The 14,336-nt window shown below is 44.2% G+C and carries 13 protein-coding genes, 1 other RNA gene and 1 pseudogene; 9 read left to right on the top strand and 6 right to left on the bottom strand.

Annotated elements, in window-relative coordinates; all coding sequences use genetic code 11:
• Positions 1-424 precede the first annotated feature (424 nt).
• The 4 genes and pseudogenes from AAIR98_RS04275 to AAIR98_RS04260 all read right to left on the bottom strand — a co-directional run bounded on the left by AAIR98_RS04275 (position 425) and on the right by AAIR98_RS04260 (position 5,098).
• Complete coding sequence (locus AAIR98_RS04275) at positions 425-2,173, bottom strand: NADH-dependent [FeFe] hydrogenase, group A6 (RefSeq protein WP_423971009.1); 1,749 nt, start codon at positions 2,171-2,173, stop codon at positions 425-427.
• 5 nt (positions 2,174-2,178) lie between these two features.
• Positions 2,179-4,034 (bottom strand): annotated as a pseudogene (locus AAIR98_RS04270) (NADH-ubiquinone oxidoreductase-F iron-sulfur binding region domain-containing protein).
• Positions 4,034-4,516, bottom strand: coding sequence for an NADH-quinone oxidoreductase subunit NuoE family protein (locus AAIR98_RS04265; RefSeq protein WP_423971008.1), 483 nt, complete (start codon positions 4,514-4,516; stop codon positions 4,034-4,036). The pseudogene AAIR98_RS04270 and the gene AAIR98_RS04265 overlap by 1 nt, the downstream one beginning before the upstream one ends.
• Before the next feature lie 120 nt (positions 4,517-4,636).
• Positions 4,637-5,098 carry an LEA type 2 family protein gene (locus tag AAIR98_RS04260; protein WP_423971007.1) on the bottom strand — a complete coding sequence of 154 codons (462 nt, stop codon included), beginning with the start codon at positions 5,096-5,098 and terminating at the stop codon, positions 4,637-4,639.
• Positions 5,099-5,146: 48 nt separating this feature from the next.
• Between AAIR98_RS04260 and pepT the strand changes: the two genes are divergently transcribed.
• The 3 genes from pepT to gdhA all read left to right on the top strand — a co-directional run bounded on the left by pepT (position 5,147) and on the right by gdhA (position 9,146).
• Positions 5,147-6,367, top strand: a complete 1,221-nt coding sequence (gene pepT / locus AAIR98_RS04255; RefSeq protein ID WP_423971006.1) for a peptidase T — start codon at positions 5,147-5,149, stop codon at positions 6,365-6,367.
• A 43-nt stretch (positions 6,368-6,410) separates the two neighbouring features.
• Positions 6,411-7,391 carry a glutamate formimidoyltransferase gene (gene ftcD, locus AAIR98_RS04250; RefSeq protein WP_423971005.1) on the top strand — a complete coding sequence of 327 codons (981 nt, stop codon included), beginning with the start codon at positions 6,411-6,413 and terminating at the stop codon, positions 7,389-7,391.
• A 402-nt stretch (positions 7,392-7,793) separates the two neighbouring features.
• A complete protein-coding gene (gdhA, locus tag AAIR98_RS04245; RefSeq protein ID WP_423971004.1) occupies positions 7,794-9,146 on the top strand; it encodes an NADP-specific glutamate dehydrogenase in 1,353 nt (450 codons plus the stop codon).
• 60 nt (positions 9,147-9,206) lie between these two features.
• On the opposite strand, the gene AAIR98_RS04240 is transcribed toward gdhA, so the two are convergent.
• Positions 9,207-9,599 carry a metal-dependent transcriptional regulator gene (locus AAIR98_RS04240; protein WP_423971003.1) on the bottom strand — a complete coding sequence of 131 codons (393 nt, stop codon included), beginning with the start codon at positions 9,597-9,599 and terminating at the stop codon, positions 9,207-9,209.
• Positions 9,600-9,696: 97 nt separating this feature from the next.
• Between AAIR98_RS04240 and smpB the strand changes: the two genes are divergently transcribed.
• From smpB to rnpB, 6 genes are all read left to right on the top strand, one after another.
• Positions 9,697-10,170, top strand: coding sequence for an SsrA-binding protein SmpB (smpB, locus tag AAIR98_RS04235; protein ID WP_423971002.1), 474 nt, complete (start codon positions 9,697-9,699; stop codon positions 10,168-10,170).
• A gap of 59 nt (positions 10,171-10,229) precedes the next feature.
• Complete coding sequence (locus AAIR98_RS04230) at positions 10,230-10,568, top strand: hypothetical protein (protein ID WP_423971001.1); 339 nt, start codon at positions 10,230-10,232, stop codon at positions 10,566-10,568.
• A 174-nt stretch (positions 10,569-10,742) separates the two neighbouring features.
• Positions 10,743-11,441 (top strand): 16S rRNA (cytidine(1402)-2'-O)-methyltransferase, encoded by a 699-nt coding sequence (gene rsmI / locus AAIR98_RS04225; RefSeq protein WP_423971000.1) that lies wholly within the window; start codon positions 10,743-10,745, stop codon positions 11,439-11,441.
• On the top strand, positions 11,425-12,036 hold the full coding sequence (locus AAIR98_RS04220; RefSeq protein WP_423970999.1) for an L-threonylcarbamoyladenylate synthase: 612 nt from the start codon (positions 11,425-11,427) through the stop codon (positions 12,034-12,036). Before rsmI ends, AAIR98_RS04220 begins: the two co-directional genes overlap by 17 nt.
• 21 nt (positions 12,037-12,057) lie before the next feature.
• Positions 12,058-13,032, top strand: coding sequence for a sensor histidine kinase (locus AAIR98_RS04215; protein ID WP_423970998.1), 975 nt, complete (start codon positions 12,058-12,060; stop codon positions 13,030-13,032).
• A gap of 341 nt (positions 13,033-13,373) precedes the next feature.
• Positions 13,374-13,707: RNase P RNA component class A (gene rnpB / locus AAIR98_RS04210), an RNA gene on the top strand.
• A gap of 62 nt (positions 13,708-13,769) precedes the next feature.
• Here rnpB and AAIR98_RS04205 read toward each other — a convergent pair.
• Positions 13,770-14,321, bottom strand: coding sequence for a hypothetical protein (locus AAIR98_RS04205; RefSeq protein ID WP_423970997.1), 552 nt, complete (start codon positions 14,319-14,321; stop codon positions 13,770-13,772).
• Positions 14,322-14,336 lie beyond the last annotated feature (15 nt).

Below are 14,336 nucleotides of genomic sequence, written 5' to 3'. Positions count from 1 at the left end.
GTGACAACCAAACCAGGGCCTAAAGACCTATTTTAAACATAGGCCCAAATTACCCTCTCTAATCTTAAGAGACTAGAGCTATCTTCTAACATGTTTTCGCAGTAGCTGGGTGTGGAGAGGTGGGAGAGTTTTATTAAATTAGCGGAATATCTTTTTTATAAAAACAACTTCCCCCTCACCCGCTCGCTTTGCTCACGCCCTCTCCCCCAGTGGGGCGAGGGGAACTAATTGATACGCTCACAAGGCTTTGCTCTCTCTCCCCAGGTAGAGGGCCACAAAAAACTTTCTATTTTAAAACAATCTATTATTGCTTTTTGACACTCTAAATATTTTTATTTTTGATCATCTGTAAAGGCTTTACAGAACCACGCGCAAGCGCGTGGTTTTATAAAAAAAGCCCTGCTCATTAGAGCAGGGCTTTTTATTATTTTTTATATTCTTTTCTTTTTTGGTAATGGTTGTGCAGCAGGTGATGCGCCTTATCTCCAAGCGGCTCACCGATAAAGTCTTTATAAACCTGCTGTACGGACGGGTTGAGATGTGAGCAGCGCAGCTTATGCTGCACGTCATCTTTATAAAGGCCCGCGGCGCGTTTTTTGCGCAACTCGTTGTTAACGCCGTACGGCTGGCCGCCGCCGCCTATACAACCGCCTTCGCACGCCATAACTTCTATAAAGTCATATGGCATAGGTTTGCCGTCTGCTTTAAGCTGTTTAATATGTTTAAGCAATGTGTCAACATTAGCTAAACCGTGGGCTATGGCAACTCTTACTTTTGTGCCGTTGACGTCAATCTCAGCGTCTCTTATACCTTTAAAACCGCGCACAGCCCTAAAGTCAACTTCAGCAAGTTCCGCGCCTGTAATATAGTGGTAAGCCGTTCTTAAAGCCGCTTCCATAACGCCGCCGGTTACGCCAAATATAGTGCCCGCGCCTGTGTAGTCCGCCAGCAGAGAGTCGCCTTCAGCGTCGCCCAAATTCTTAAAGTCTATGCCGCTCTGTTTAATCATGCGGGCAAGTTCGCGCGTGGTGAGTGAGACGTCCACGTCCTGATAGCCTGAGGAAGACATATCCTGCGACCTTGAAATCTCATACTTTTTAGCCGTGCAAGGCATGATGGAAACCATATGCATTTTAGCCGGGTCAACATTATGTTTGGCCGCGTAATATGTTTTGGCAAGAACGCCAACCATTTCATGCGGGCTTTTGCAAGATGAAAAATGTTCAATCATGTCGGGGTGGAATTTCTCAAGGAAATCAACCCACGCGGGGCAACAGGATGTGATTAACGGAAGACTCTGCTTAGATGTAAATTTCTTTACAAACTCGCTGGCTTCTTCAATAATTGTCATGTCGGCGCCCATGTTTGTGTCAAACACTGCGTCAAAACCTATTTTTTTAAGAGCGTTGATAAGTTTGCCCGTTAAATTAGCGCCCACGGGGAAGCCGAACGCCTCGCCTATGGCAACCCTTACGGCGGGAGCAATTTGCACCACTGTGTAGGTTTCAGGGTCGCGTATAGCGTCCCACACTTTTTGGGTTTCGTCATGTTCGACAATCGCGCCTACGGGGCAGTGGTTGGAGCACTGGCCGCATCTTACGCAAGGGGACTCACTCAGTTCAATTTCACCGGCCGGTGACAAAACCGTATCAATACCTCTGCCTAAGAATGAAAGCGCCCAAACGTTCTGCTTTTTCTGGCAAACCTGTACACAGCGGCCGCACAGTATACATTTGGAACCGTCTATAGTAATTGTTTTGGTAGAATCATCATGTTTATGTTTTCTTCTGCCCACAATATCAGGATAATAGGCTTCTCTTATACCAAACTCAGCGGAAAGGCGCTGCAGTTCGCAGTCATTGTTTCTGGCACAAACTAAACAGTCTTTGGGGTGGTTGGATAAAATTAACTCAAGTACGTTTTTACGTACTGTAACAATTTCCGGGTCATGGGTAATAATTTCCATACCCTCGGCAAGTTCCGTGCAGCAAGCTCTTAACATTTTACCCGAGCCTTTTACTTTTACCACGCAGATACCGCAGCCGGCGCCGGCAAGCAAGTCCTGGTGCTTACAAAGCACGGGGATATTTACGCTTACCTCTTTGGCGGCGTCTAAAATGCTTGTTCCCGCGGGAACGTTAACTTCTGTATTATTAATAATAGCTTTTACCATAAAATTTAGTCCTTTTTAATCGCGTTAAATTTGCAGGCTGTGAAGCATGCGCCGCACTTTACACATTTATCCTGGTGGATAAAATGCTTCTGTTTAACTTCACCGGTTATTGCGGCAACCGGGCAAGCGCGCTTACAGGCTGTACAGCCTATACATTTATCTTCAATAATTGTATAGCGTACCAGGTTGGAACATTTGCCTGTGTCACAGTGTTTGTTTTTAACGTGTTCTTCATATTCATGTTTAAACCATTTTAAGGTTGAAAGCACCGGGTTAGGCGCTGTCTGCCCAAGGGCGCAGAGCGAGGCTTTCTGCATGGTATGGGCGATGTTTTTAATTTTTTCCTCATAATCACCCGCGTCTTTACCGTCTGTAATATCCCTTAAGATTTTTAACATCTGGTAACCGCCTATTCTGCATGGCACGCATTTACCGCAGGATTCTTCCACACAAAACTCAAGGTAGAATTTAGCAATGTCTACCATACAGTCCGTGTTATCCATAACGATAAGCCCGCCCGAACCCATCATAGAACCAGCTTCTATAAGAGATTCATAGGTTATAGGCATGTCAAATTTATCCGCGGTAATAATACCGCCGCTGGGGCCGCCTGTTTGCACGGCTTTAATGGTGCGGCCGTCGTAAGCGCCTTCGCCTCTACAACTTCCTTTATGCTTATGCCCATGGGCACTTCAATAAGGCCGGAGGATTTAACTTTACCCGTCATGGCGAAAACTTTGGTACCCGTGCTCTTGCCGGAACCTATGGAAGAAAACCAATCACTGCCGTTACGTATAATTAAAGGTATATTAGCCAGCGTTTCCACGTTGTTAATAGATGTAGGGTGGCCCCACAAACCTTTAACTGACGGGAACGGCGGCTTTGGCGTAGGTGTGCCGCGCTGGCCCTCAATAGAGCGCATTAAAGCGGTTTCCTCGCCGCAGACAAACGCGCCCGCGCCGTAACGTATATCTAAATCATAGTCAAAACCGCTGCCTAAAATGTTTTTACCTAAAAAGCCCATTTTATAGGCCGCGTCTATGGCTGTTTGCACGCGCTCAATGGCTAAGGGGTATTCCGCCCTTATGTAAAATAAACCTGTGTTTGCGCCCGTGCAGTAACCGCCTATAAGCATGCCCTCAATAATAGCGTGCGGGTTACCTTCTAAAAGAGAGCGGTCCATATAAGCGCCCGGGTCGCCTTCATCGCCGTTACAAATCATATATTTTTGGGAATCTTTGCTTTTGGCTGTAAGCTCCCACTTTAAACCTGTCGGGAAGCCGCCGCCGCCTCTGCCTCTAAGACCGCTTTTTTTAATTTCTTCAATGGTGCCCGTCTCTTTAAGTTCCTTAAGACATTTTTCTATGGCTTTATAACCGCCGTGGGCAATGTATTCGTTAATATCGTCGGGGTTAATTTTACCGCAGTCTTTAAGTAAAATTCTGTGCTGTTTTTTGTAAAAAGGCACGTCTGCTAAAGTTTTGCATTTTTGGCCGTGGGTAGGGTCCGTATATAAAAGGCGCTCAACAACTTCGCCCGCCACAACTGTTTTCTCAACAATTTCAGCTACGTCTTCTTCTCTTACTTTTGTATAAAAAATATCGCCAACGCTAACCAGCGGGCCGGCGGCGCAAAAACCCTGGCAGCCGCTCTTACTTATATATGTGCCGCGGCAGCCGTCCGTAATTTCTGTGCACCAGTCAAGTTTGCGGTCTTTAAGTTCTTTCTTAAAAGCCTCTAATACTTTTAATGAACCGCCGGCTATACAGCCTGTGCCGCCGCAAATGATAATGCGTCTATCAATGTTTTTGTAGTTTTTATTATATGTGTCAGCAATTTGCTCAATATTAACTTTAGACATTATTTGCTCCCGTTAAATTCTTCAACAATTTTCTTTACGTCGGCCGGTTTTACCGCGCCAAAAATTTTACCGTTAACAGACACAACCGGGGCCAAACCGCAGCAACCCACGCAACGCACGCCGGTAAGGGAAAAGTTTGAATCTTTAGTCTGTTCCCCCTCTTTAATGCCCAAAATTTTATTAAATTCTTTTAATATTTCAGGCGCGCCTTTAAGGTAGCAGGCCGTGCCCGTGCAAACAGAAATCTGGTGCCTGGCGGGCGGCGTTAATTTGAAGAAGTGGTAAAAAGAAAGTACTTCATAAATTTGCGCTAAAGGAATACCGATAAGCTTAGAAAGGTCTAAAGAAATTTCCCTGGGTACGTAACCCATGGTGTTTTGTATTTCATGCAGTATCATTATTAAACTGCCGTCTTTGCCTTTCCATTTATCGGCAATTTTGTTTAAGTCCAGTTTTTCTTTTGTTGTGCTGTTTTCCAACATATGAAACTCCCGAGGTTATATATTTGTCAGCCCTGCGTATTCTGACATTCTAACATTTAAAACTAAAAAAAATGAAATCTTAGGCATGCCTAAAAAAAAGCCCCCTTTCGGGGGCTTCAATTAAAACTTTTTGCTTTGGTAAATTGTAACCGGGTACGGCACATCGCCAAGCGGCGTGGCAAAATACATTGTGCCCTTGACTTTATAGTCCACAGATACGCTGCCCATGGTTACCAGACCCGTAAGCGTTTTGCCAAGGCTGGCAAAAGGTATTTCCAGGCTGGATTTTACGGCCTCTGTACTGCCGGCCGGCACGCGCACGTCTTTTAAGGTGAACTTGCTTACATTGGTGTCGTTAATGTAAAGGTCACCCTCAAAACGGCTTAAGGCCGCGTCCGTGGTTCTGCTTACATTATTTATGGCGATAATTATATTCATATTAATACTGCTTGGGTTAATATCCGCCATTTCTACGCGGGTGATATCATACTTACAGTTAACCATGTTATAGTTCTCCTGTAATGTTGCGCACCCGAAAAGTGAAAGAAAAAGTACTGCGCCTAAAATTATTTTTTTATTCATGCAAACATTATACAAAAAATAATTTATAATAAGTCTAAAGGAGATATTATGAATATTAAACAAGCTATTTTAGACCGTTTTTTATCTTATGTAAAAGTAGAAACAACATCTGATGACAACTCACAAACAGTACCCTCCACCCCCACACAGTACGCTTTCGCAAAGACGCTTGAGCAGGAAATGAAGAATATAGGCGTGGAAAACGTTATCCTTACAGACAAAGGCTACCTTATGGGTATTGTCCCCTCTAATATAGAGGAACATGTGCCCGCCATAGGCTTTATAGCGCATATGGATACTTACCACGAATTTAACGGCAAAGACGTTACCCCAATAGTACACAAAAATTATGATGGTAAAAAAATACCTTTAAAAAATAAAGTTACCATTGACCCCGCCTCTGACAAACAGCTGTTACAGTGTATAGGAGACACTATTATAACCACCGACGGCACCACAGTACTTGGCGGGGATGACAAGTCAGGCATAGCAATTATAATGACACTGGCTGAATATTTGATTAAAAACCCGGGCATTAAGCACGGTAAAATCTGTATAGGTTTTACCCCTGATGAAGAAATAGGCCGCGGCTCGGACCATTTTGACGTAAAAGCTTTTGGCGCGGATTTTGCCTATACTGTTGACGGCGACGCTTTTGACAGCGTGGAAAACGGCAATTTTAACGGGGATGGGTTTACAATTAAAATAACAGGCGTCAGCTGCCACCCCGGTTCCGCCAAAGACGTTATGGTAAACCCTGTTAGAGTAGCTGCTGATATTATATCTTCATGGCCTACATCAAAACTGCCTGAAACTACAGACGGTACCGACGGATTTATATTTTTTACCACAATAAAAGGAAGTATTGAATCAGCTGAAGTACACGGCGCAGTAAGAGAGCATAGTATTGACAAACTGCATATGCTAGAAGATACTTTGAGACAAATTGTAGAAGATAAAAAGAAATTCTACAAAAATGCAAATATAGAACTTACAATTAAAGACCAATATAGAAACATGAAAGATGTTATCTTGGAGCACCCGCAAGCTATGGAAAAGCTGGCTGACGCGCTTAAAGAGCTGGGCTTTAAATACACCGTACGCCAGGTACGCGGCGGCACAGACGGGGCCAGGCTTTCTTTTATGGGTTTGCCCACGCCAAATATTTTCGCTGGCTACTCACAGCCGCACGGGCCTTATGAATGGGCGTCGCTTGAGTATATGGAAAAAGCGTTTAAAGTTATTAAAACAATAGCTGAAGTAAAATAAATAAGGGACAGCGGCGGCAGACCGCATGTCCGGGGACAAAAGGATGAGAATAATAGAATGCGTTCCCAATATTTCAGAGGGACGAAACAAAAAGATAATAGACGCCATTGTGGATATGGCGGCAAAAACAGGCGTTAAAATATTAGACGTTGACATGGGTTACGACGCCAACCGCACCGTGCTTACCATGGCAGGCACGCCTGAGCAAATCATAAAGGCCGCCTACTCCGTAATATACGCGGCGCATAAACTTATAGATATGACGCAGCACAAAGGCACACACCCGCGCTTGGGCGCGGTGGACGTATGCCCGTTTATCCCGCTTGAGGGCGCTACTATGTCTGACTGTATAAAAATAGCCAGGCATTTGGGCCAGAAGGTAGCCAAAAACTTTGGCATACCCGTTTACCTTTACGAAAACGCCGCCTCCAACCCTAAAAGGCGCGACCTTGCCTATATAAGGAAAGGCCAGTACGAAAGCCTGGAACAAAAACTTAAAGAGCTTCACCCTGACTTCGGCCCCGTGGAAATGAACGATGTTGTCCGCCATAGCGGCGCGATAACAATAGGCGCCAGAAAGCTGCTGCTGGCCTACAATATCTCTCTAAGCACAGACGACGTTAAACACGCAAGTTATATAGCCAAACGCATAAGAGAAAGCGGCGACAAGCACAAACTTAAAGGCGTTAAAGCCATAGGCTGGTTTTTACCGCAGTATAAATTCGCGCAAGTATCGTGCAATATAACGGACTTTAATATTACCCCCCTTCATAAAGTATTTGATACCTGCAAAGAAGAAGCGCAGGACCTTGGTCTTGAAATAGAAGAAAGCGAGATTGTAGGCTTGATACCGCGCGACGCTATTATGGCGGCGGCGGACTTTTACAGCAGCAGCTACTGCGGCGGTTTACCGGAAGAGGAAATGCTGCAAATAGCAATAAAAGTTATGCGCCTGGATATGCGTAAAAATTTTGACCCCGCCAAAAAGATACTGGAAAACAGACTAAAAAACCCTATAAAATAAACCTTTCATTCCTCCCCCTTGTTGGATGGGGGAGGAAGTTTTGCCGCGTTGTTGACCGCGCAGCGTTTGCGGCAAAGCAGGTAAGGGCGGCTAAATTATTTTAGCCGGCCAATCAACTATTACAAAGCAATAATAATTCAAAAAAATAAATGTTGCGTAAATAAAAAAAATGTTATAAGATATTAATAAAGTTAGCCATAACAAACATATTTAAGCTAACCTAGCACCGTTTTAAAACTGTTTTTATCCCGCAACTAAGTACTCCTCTAAAAATAAAGTACTAAGACCCCCGGTTACTGCCCGGGGGTTTTGTTTTTGGTGTTTCTCCGTCGTGATTTTTAAGTGTTGACACCGGGGGCACCTTTTGTTAGACTAAGGTCACCACAATATCCCGGAGGATTTATGGAAATCAAAAGATACATTGACCAGCTTATGGCGGATGTTATTGCCAAAAACCCGGAACAAATAGTTTTTCACCAAGCAGTAGAAGAAGTTTGCTACTCTCTTATCCCCGTACTTAAAGATAAACCGCAATATATCAAATATAAAATACTTGAAAGAATTGTAGAACCTGAACGCGTAATTATGTTCAGAGTGCCCTGGCAGGATGACAAAGGCGAAGTGCACGTTAACAGAGGCATAAGAGTACAATTCAACAGCGCTTTGGGCCCCTACAAAGGCGGCATGAGATTTAGAGAAAACGTATCACTTGGCATGATAAAATTTTTAGGATTTGAACAAACATTTAAAAACGCTTTAACCACGCTGCCCTTAGGCGGCGGTAAAGGCGGCAGCGATTTTGAAACAAAAGGCCGCAGCGACGCGGAAGTTATGAGGTTTTGCCAAAGCTATATGAATGAGCTTTACCGCCACATAGGTTCAGATACGGATATCCCGGCGGGCGACCTGGGTGTAGGCCCCAGAGAAGTCGGCTTTATGTACGGCCAGTATAAAAAACTTAGAAATGAATTTACAGGTACATTCACAGGTAAAGGCCACGCGTGGGGCGGCAGCTTAATCAGGCCCGAGGCCACAGGTTACGGCCTGGTGTATTTCGCGGAAGAAATGTTAGCCACAAAAGGTGACAGTCTTAGAGGTAAAAACTGCGTAATATCAGGCACCGGCAACGTGGGTATTTACACTATAGAAAAGATTAACAAGCTGGGCGGCAAGGTAACGGCGTTTGCAACTATCGACGGTTCCATACATGACCCCGAAGGCGTAGATAAAGAAAAACTGGAATTCCTTAAAGACCTTATTTTTGTAAGAAGAGAACCTGTTACAGAATACCTTAAAAAATTTAAAAAGGCGGAACTGCTGCCCGCAAACAAGAAAACATGGTCCATACCGTGCGACGTCGCTTTCCCCACGGCGGCGGAAAACGAACTTGACGCCAGCGACGCTAAAACGCTTATTAAAAACGGCTGCATCTGCGTGGCGGAAGGTTCTAATATGCCTTCCACTGCCGACGCGGTGGGCGTATTCCAAGCGGCAAAAATACTTTACGGCCCCAGCAAAGCGGCCAACGCGGGCGGCGTGTCCGTATCCGGCCTGGAAATGGCGCAGAACAGCATGCACATGTACTGGACTAAAGACCAGGTGGACGCAGAACTTAGAAAGATTATGAAAAATATTCACGCGGCCTGCCTGCACACAGCCAACCAATACGGCGCCGAAAGAGATTATGTTACAGGCGCCAATATAACAGGCTTTAACAAAGTGGCCTCGGCCATGATGGACCAAGGGCTTGTTTAAAATATCAAAACAAAAATCCCCGCACAACAATTGTGCGGGGATTTTATTTTAATATTAAAATTATTTCTTTTTCTTAGTTACTTGCCCTTTAACAAACTTAGTAAGTTTTTCAAAAGTTTCTTTACTTATAGTGTGCTCCATTTTGCAAGCGTCAATATCGGCAGTGGTTTTAGAGACACCCAATATATCTGTCAAAAACGCGCTTAATAAAGCATGCCTTTGTTTAATATCTTCAGCCGCTTTTAAACCCTTGGGGGTAAGTTCCACATAACCATATTTTTCATGCACAACATAACCCTGCGCGGCAAGCACCGTAAGCGCGCCGGTAACGCTGGGGGTTTTAACATTCATTAAATCCCTTATATCTTTTACCCTTGCTACGCCGTATTGTTTAGCGGCTATAGAAATAGCCTCTAAATAATCTTCCATACTTGTAGATAATTTGTTTTCCATAAGTTCAGTAAACCTAACTTTTTAAGCTTTGTCAAGTAAAAGTTAACCATCCTAATTTTATGAGCACATTCCACGCCATAAAATGTAAAATATCTCTATGGCAAAAAAAGACACAGGCGTTCTGGTGGCCGCCACAAACCGTAAGGCTTACCACAACTACCATATATTAGATACATACGAAGCCGGCCTAGAACTGCTGGGCAGCGAGGTTAAGTCTATCCGCCAAAAAGAAATAGGCCTTGACGGCGCTTTTGTGCGTGTAGAGGGCGGTCAGGCATATGTATACAACATGCATATAAACCCCTATAAATATAATACGGTAACAGAGGTTGAGCCGCTGCGCCCCCGCAGGCTTTTGTTAAATAAAAAAGAAATAAATAAACTGCAGGGCCACGCGGAAATAAAAGGGCACACCATCATCCCGCTGGAAGTATACTTTAAAAACGGCTGGGCCAAAATTAAAGTGGGCCTTGGCAAAGGCAAACAGCTTTTTGACAAGCGCGAAACAATTAAAAAGCGCGACCTTAACAGAGAAATGGAACAAAGCTTTAAAAACAGAATAAAATTTTAGCTTACCTGTAAGTTAAAAGTTTTATTATAATATTAGTAAACACTATTAGGAGAATGAACATGAAAAAAATATCAATACTAGCAGTACTTGCCGCAGTAGGTTTACTTGCCGCCTGCGCCTCTACAGACACAACAACAACCACAACAGCCCCCACAGCGGCGGAACTCCAACAGAAATCCGCTGAACTCAGAGGCAAAGTTGAAGATGCTAAATCTACTTACAATACAGCTAAAGAAACCGCTTCAACATCATCCAGCACATCTTCTTCCAGCTCTGTAAAACAGTCCGCCCAAGAAGCCGCTGACAAAGCTAAAGCTGACGCTAAAGCTAAAGCCGACGCCGCCAAAAAACAGGCCCAAGACGAAAAAGACGCCTGGAAAAGCGCCCTTGATTGGTAATTGGTTTAACAAACGCTAATTAAAAAATTAATTATTTCCTCTCCCTCTTAGGGGAGAGGAAGTTTTTATTTAGGTTAAGCCTAAATAAAAGCAGGTGAGGGTGCTATGCAGTTATAAATTTTTGAATGATCAGATATTCTGCAATAGAAAGCCAGTATTTTGTATCCTATATATATGCTATATATAGTCCCAACCCCAATAGGCAACTTGGCCGACATCACTATGCGCGCTTTAGACACATTAAAAGCGGCGGATATTATCTTAGCCGAGGACACCCGCCGCACCAAAACGCTTTTAGCACACTTTCTTATAGATAAACCCGTTGTGCGTTATAATGAGAACGACCCGCACAGCGTCTCGCACTGCCTTAATTTAGCGCAAAATAAAACCGCCGCGCTTGTATGCGACGGCGGCACACCGTGTATTTCTGACCCAGGGTGGAAACTGGTAAAAGAATGCGCCGTAAAAAATATTAAAGTTATCCCCCTGCCGGGCCCAAGTGCGCTGACATGCGCCCTTTCTGGCGCAGGCGTAACGGGCGGGGCGTTTACATTTTTGGGGTTTATGCCGCGCAAGGCGGGTAAAATAACCAGAATGATTACCGCCGCTTACGCCTTAGAAAAACCTGTTGTAGTGTATGAGTCCCCCTACCGCGTAGTAAAACTGCTGGAAATTATTTCAGCCGCGCTGGGCCCGGACACACCGCTTGTTGTAGCGCGCGAGCTTACAAAAGTATTTGAAGAGTGGACAAGAGGCACAGTAACAGAAGTTATAGAAAATTTTAAAAAGAGAAACAAAATACTTGGGGAATTTGTAATTATTATAGACCGCCCCGCCGCCACGGAAGAAGAAAACGATGACCAAGATTTTTAAAGTTAAAGATTTAACAGCAGAAAATATTACAGAAGTCGCCGCCGCCTTAAACAACGGCGCGGTAGTTATTATGCCGACAGACACAGTGTACGGCATAGTGGCCAACGCCGCCGATGACGCCGCGGTAGCACGCATGTGCGAAACAAAGCAAAAACCTTTTAACGTACCGCTGCAATATTTGGTAAAAAATGTACATACGGCAAAAGAAATTTCCGCTCTTTCAGAAAAAGCTAATAAAATAGCGGACACCTACTGGCCCGGCCCGCTTACCATGATAGTGCCGCCCTCCAAAAAAGGCAGGCCGTACCTGCGCGGGTTTGACACGCTTGGCATAAGAGTGCCGGATCATGAACTTACGGTAAAAATACTTAACACCTTCGGCGGTATTTTGGCCGCCAGCAGCGCCAATATGCACGGCACGGGCCTGGTAAACAGCGAAGAGGGCATTTTAAAACAGTTCGACGGAAGAGTTGATTATATTTTACTTGACGGCGAACTTAAAGGCATGGCGTCCACCATACTCACCCCCGAGCCGCTTGTTGTAATAAGAGAGGGCGCGGTTACCGAGAAAGAAGTTTTAGAACTCATAAAATAAAAATGTTGGTATAATAAAACTATGCTAGAACAAGAATATATAATGTTAGTCCCGCTTATAGCAATACTGATAGGTCTTGCCGTGCTGCTTGCCGTACTGCTTACTAAAAGGTTCGCGCTTAAAAAAATGCAGCGCACTATTATGAAGGCCGAGCATAGTTACCAACAGCAAATAGGCAATTTGCAGGGCCAGCTTTCGGGCAAAGTAGAAATGCTGGAAAACATTGTAGAAAAGCTGACCCTTTCCAACCAGGAACTTAACAGGCTTAACGAAATTAAATCCAAATTTATGTCGGTAGTAGCGCATGACCTGCGCCAGCCTTTGTCATCTATCCAAGGGTTAACTTCGGTACTTATGATGGACGGCGTGGCGGGCGGCGGCGTGGGCGACCAGCAGGCTTTAAACAATATTTTAAAAGCAACTGATAACATGAACCTGCTAATGAGCGACCTTGTTGATATCAGCATGATTGAGGCCGGCAAATTTAAAATGGATTTTAAAGAGTTTGACCTTAACGCTCTTTTAAATGACGTTTACGCGTTGCAAATAGTAAACGCGCAAAAACGCGGCATTAATATTATGGTGTATGAATATCCCGACGCCATTACGGTATCGGCCGACAGGTTTAGAATATCGCAGGTGCTTAACAATATTATTAATAACGCTGTTAAATTTACACCGCAGGGCGGCCGTGTTGAAATAAGATATTTTGTAGAGGGCGAGTTTGCCAAAGTTTTTATTAAAGACAATGGCCCGGGCATACAACACTCTGACCTTGAACGCATTTTCCAAAAATTCCACCAAAGCGAGGCGCTTGATAAACGCGCCAGAAAGCAGGGCTGGGGACTGGGGCTGTCCATATCTTATGAAGTTATCCGCGCCCACAAAGGGCTGATAGGCGCCTTAAGCAGCGGCCTGGGGCAGGGGTCAACATTCTGGTTCCAAATACCGCTTAAAAAGCCGGGCAAAGCGCCGCCGCCGGTAGTAGCCCCGTAATATTATGAAAAAATTTTTAAACATAGTGGTGTTGGCATTATTTTTATTTATAATGCCATTTGTATTTTTTGCGGTATTAACTTTTTTCTTTCCTGAATTAACCGCCGCCGGCATATAAAGCCATATCAGAAAATTACTGATTATCCTTGACAACACATTGCTTTAGACTTTCGTGCTTTGCTAAGGAAACTGCGCTTTATTTATACAACAGCACTTAATTAACGCGCCCATACCTCGCTCATTAAATCCCTCCCCCGCTATGCGGGTACTCCCTTTACAAAAGGGAGAAAGTATTTTGTATGTGCAATGCACTGCACAATCTCTCCAATTTGTATAATATATTTAACAGCTAAGAAGCCGCGGCACCTGGTGCTGAGGAACTTCCGGACTCCGCAGGGTACTGCGCCGTTTGAAAAGACGGGGGTTTGGGCCAAAATCCAAACCATGGAAAGTGCAACAGAAAGTATACCGCCTTAAGTTCGCTTAGGGTAAGGGTGAAATGGTGCGGTAAGAGCGCACCGCGCGTATGGCAACATACGCGGCATGGTAAACCCCGCAGGGAGCAAGGCCAAACTTGCGCATACGTGACCCGCGTCAGACGCAGAGTAGGCCGCTTAGAGTAATGGCTTCTATACGCATAGCGTAACAGAATCCGGGGTATTGCTGTTAAAAGTCTTCCTATAGGACGACAACATAAAAAATCCGCCTTTTTAGGCGGATTTTTTATTAATTAATATTTAGTTTAACAAATTTTTAATTTGTTCCCCGGCATCTTCTTTTGACAAAGACGGCGGACGGTTTTTTATAAAATCCTGCAGGCTTATATATTGTTTACCGTTAACCTTCATACCCTTTTTCAAGTTTTCTTCAATGTCCTCTTTATTATCAAGAAGCATTTGGCGTAAGGCGTAGTATGCTTTAAAATTGGCGGGGTCTTCCCTAAGCACGGCTTCATATAAACCGCCCTCTGTCCAAAGTATGGCGGACTCTAAAATATTTTTTGGTTTTGGCGGGTGGACAGTTTCAAAATATGTTTTAAAAGCGGCCATTTCACTTTCCATATTCTCTATAATTTCAGAATGTTTTTCAGCGCATCTGGCGCTGAAAAAAGCATAGTACGGGTGGGCCTCGTTATGATAATCACCAAGCACAAATTCTTCCACGGTGTTAATATACCCTATTAGCCTGTGCTTTTTTACTCCGCCCTCAAACAGATCTTCCTTTGAGAGCTGCGCAAAAATAGATGTTGCCACAAAAAGTAAAGCTAAAACTGAAATTAATTTTTTCATAATAATCTCCTGTTA

Origin of the sequence: Elusimicrobium simillimum (assembly GCF_049639735.1) — a bacterium.
In the GTDB taxonomy this organism is placed as follows: domain Bacteria; phylum Elusimicrobiota; class Elusimicrobia; order Elusimicrobiales; family Elusimicrobiaceae; genus Elusimicrobium; species Elusimicrobium simillimum.
This window is presented reverse-complemented; position numbering and strand designations above follow the sequence as displayed.

Excerpts from the sequence above, each read along its gene's own strand:
- AAIR98_RS04275 (WP_423971009.1), bottom strand. The coding sequence starts at position 2,173 with ATGGTAAAAGCTATTATTAATAATACAGAAGTTAACGTTCCCGCGGGA.
- AAIR98_RS04265 (WP_423971008.1), bottom strand. The coding sequence starts at position 4,516 with ATGTTGGAAAACAGCACAACAAAAGAAAAACTGGACTTAAACAAAATT.
- AAIR98_RS04260 (WP_423971007.1), bottom strand. The coding sequence starts at position 5,098 with ATGAATAAAAAAATAATTTTAGGCGCAGTACTTTTTCTTTCACTTTTC.
- pepT (WP_423971006.1), top strand. The coding sequence starts at position 5,147 with ATGAATATTAAACAAGCTATTTTAGACCGTTTTTTATCTTATGTAAAA.
- ftcD (WP_423971005.1), top strand. The coding sequence starts at position 6,411 with ATGAGAATAATAGAATGCGTTCCCAATATTTCAGAGGGACGAAACAAA.
- gdhA (WP_423971004.1), top strand. The coding sequence starts at position 7,794 with ATGGAAATCAAAAGATACATTGACCAGCTTATGGCGGATGTTATTGCC.
- AAIR98_RS04240 (WP_423971003.1), bottom strand. The coding sequence starts at position 9,599 with ATGGAAAACAAATTATCTACAAGTATGGAAGATTATTTAGAGGCTATT.
- smpB (WP_423971002.1), top strand. The coding sequence starts at position 9,697 with ATGGCAAAAAAAGACACAGGCGTTCTGGTGGCCGCCACAAACCGTAAG.
- AAIR98_RS04230 (WP_423971001.1), top strand. The coding sequence starts at position 10,230 with ATGAAAAAAATATCAATACTAGCAGTACTTGCCGCAGTAGGTTTACTT.
- rsmI (WP_423971000.1), top strand. The coding sequence starts at position 10,743 with ATGCTATATATAGTCCCAACCCCAATAGGCAACTTGGCCGACATCACT.
- AAIR98_RS04220 (WP_423970999.1), top strand. The coding sequence starts at position 11,425 with ATGACCAAGATTTTTAAAGTTAAAGATTTAACAGCAGAAAATATTACA.
- AAIR98_RS04215 (WP_423970998.1), top strand. The coding sequence starts at position 12,058 with ATGCTAGAACAAGAATATATAATGTTAGTCCCGCTTATAGCAATACTG.
- AAIR98_RS04205 (WP_423970997.1), bottom strand. The coding sequence starts at position 14,321 with ATGAAAAAATTAATTTCAGTTTTAGCTTTACTTTTTGTGGCAACATCT.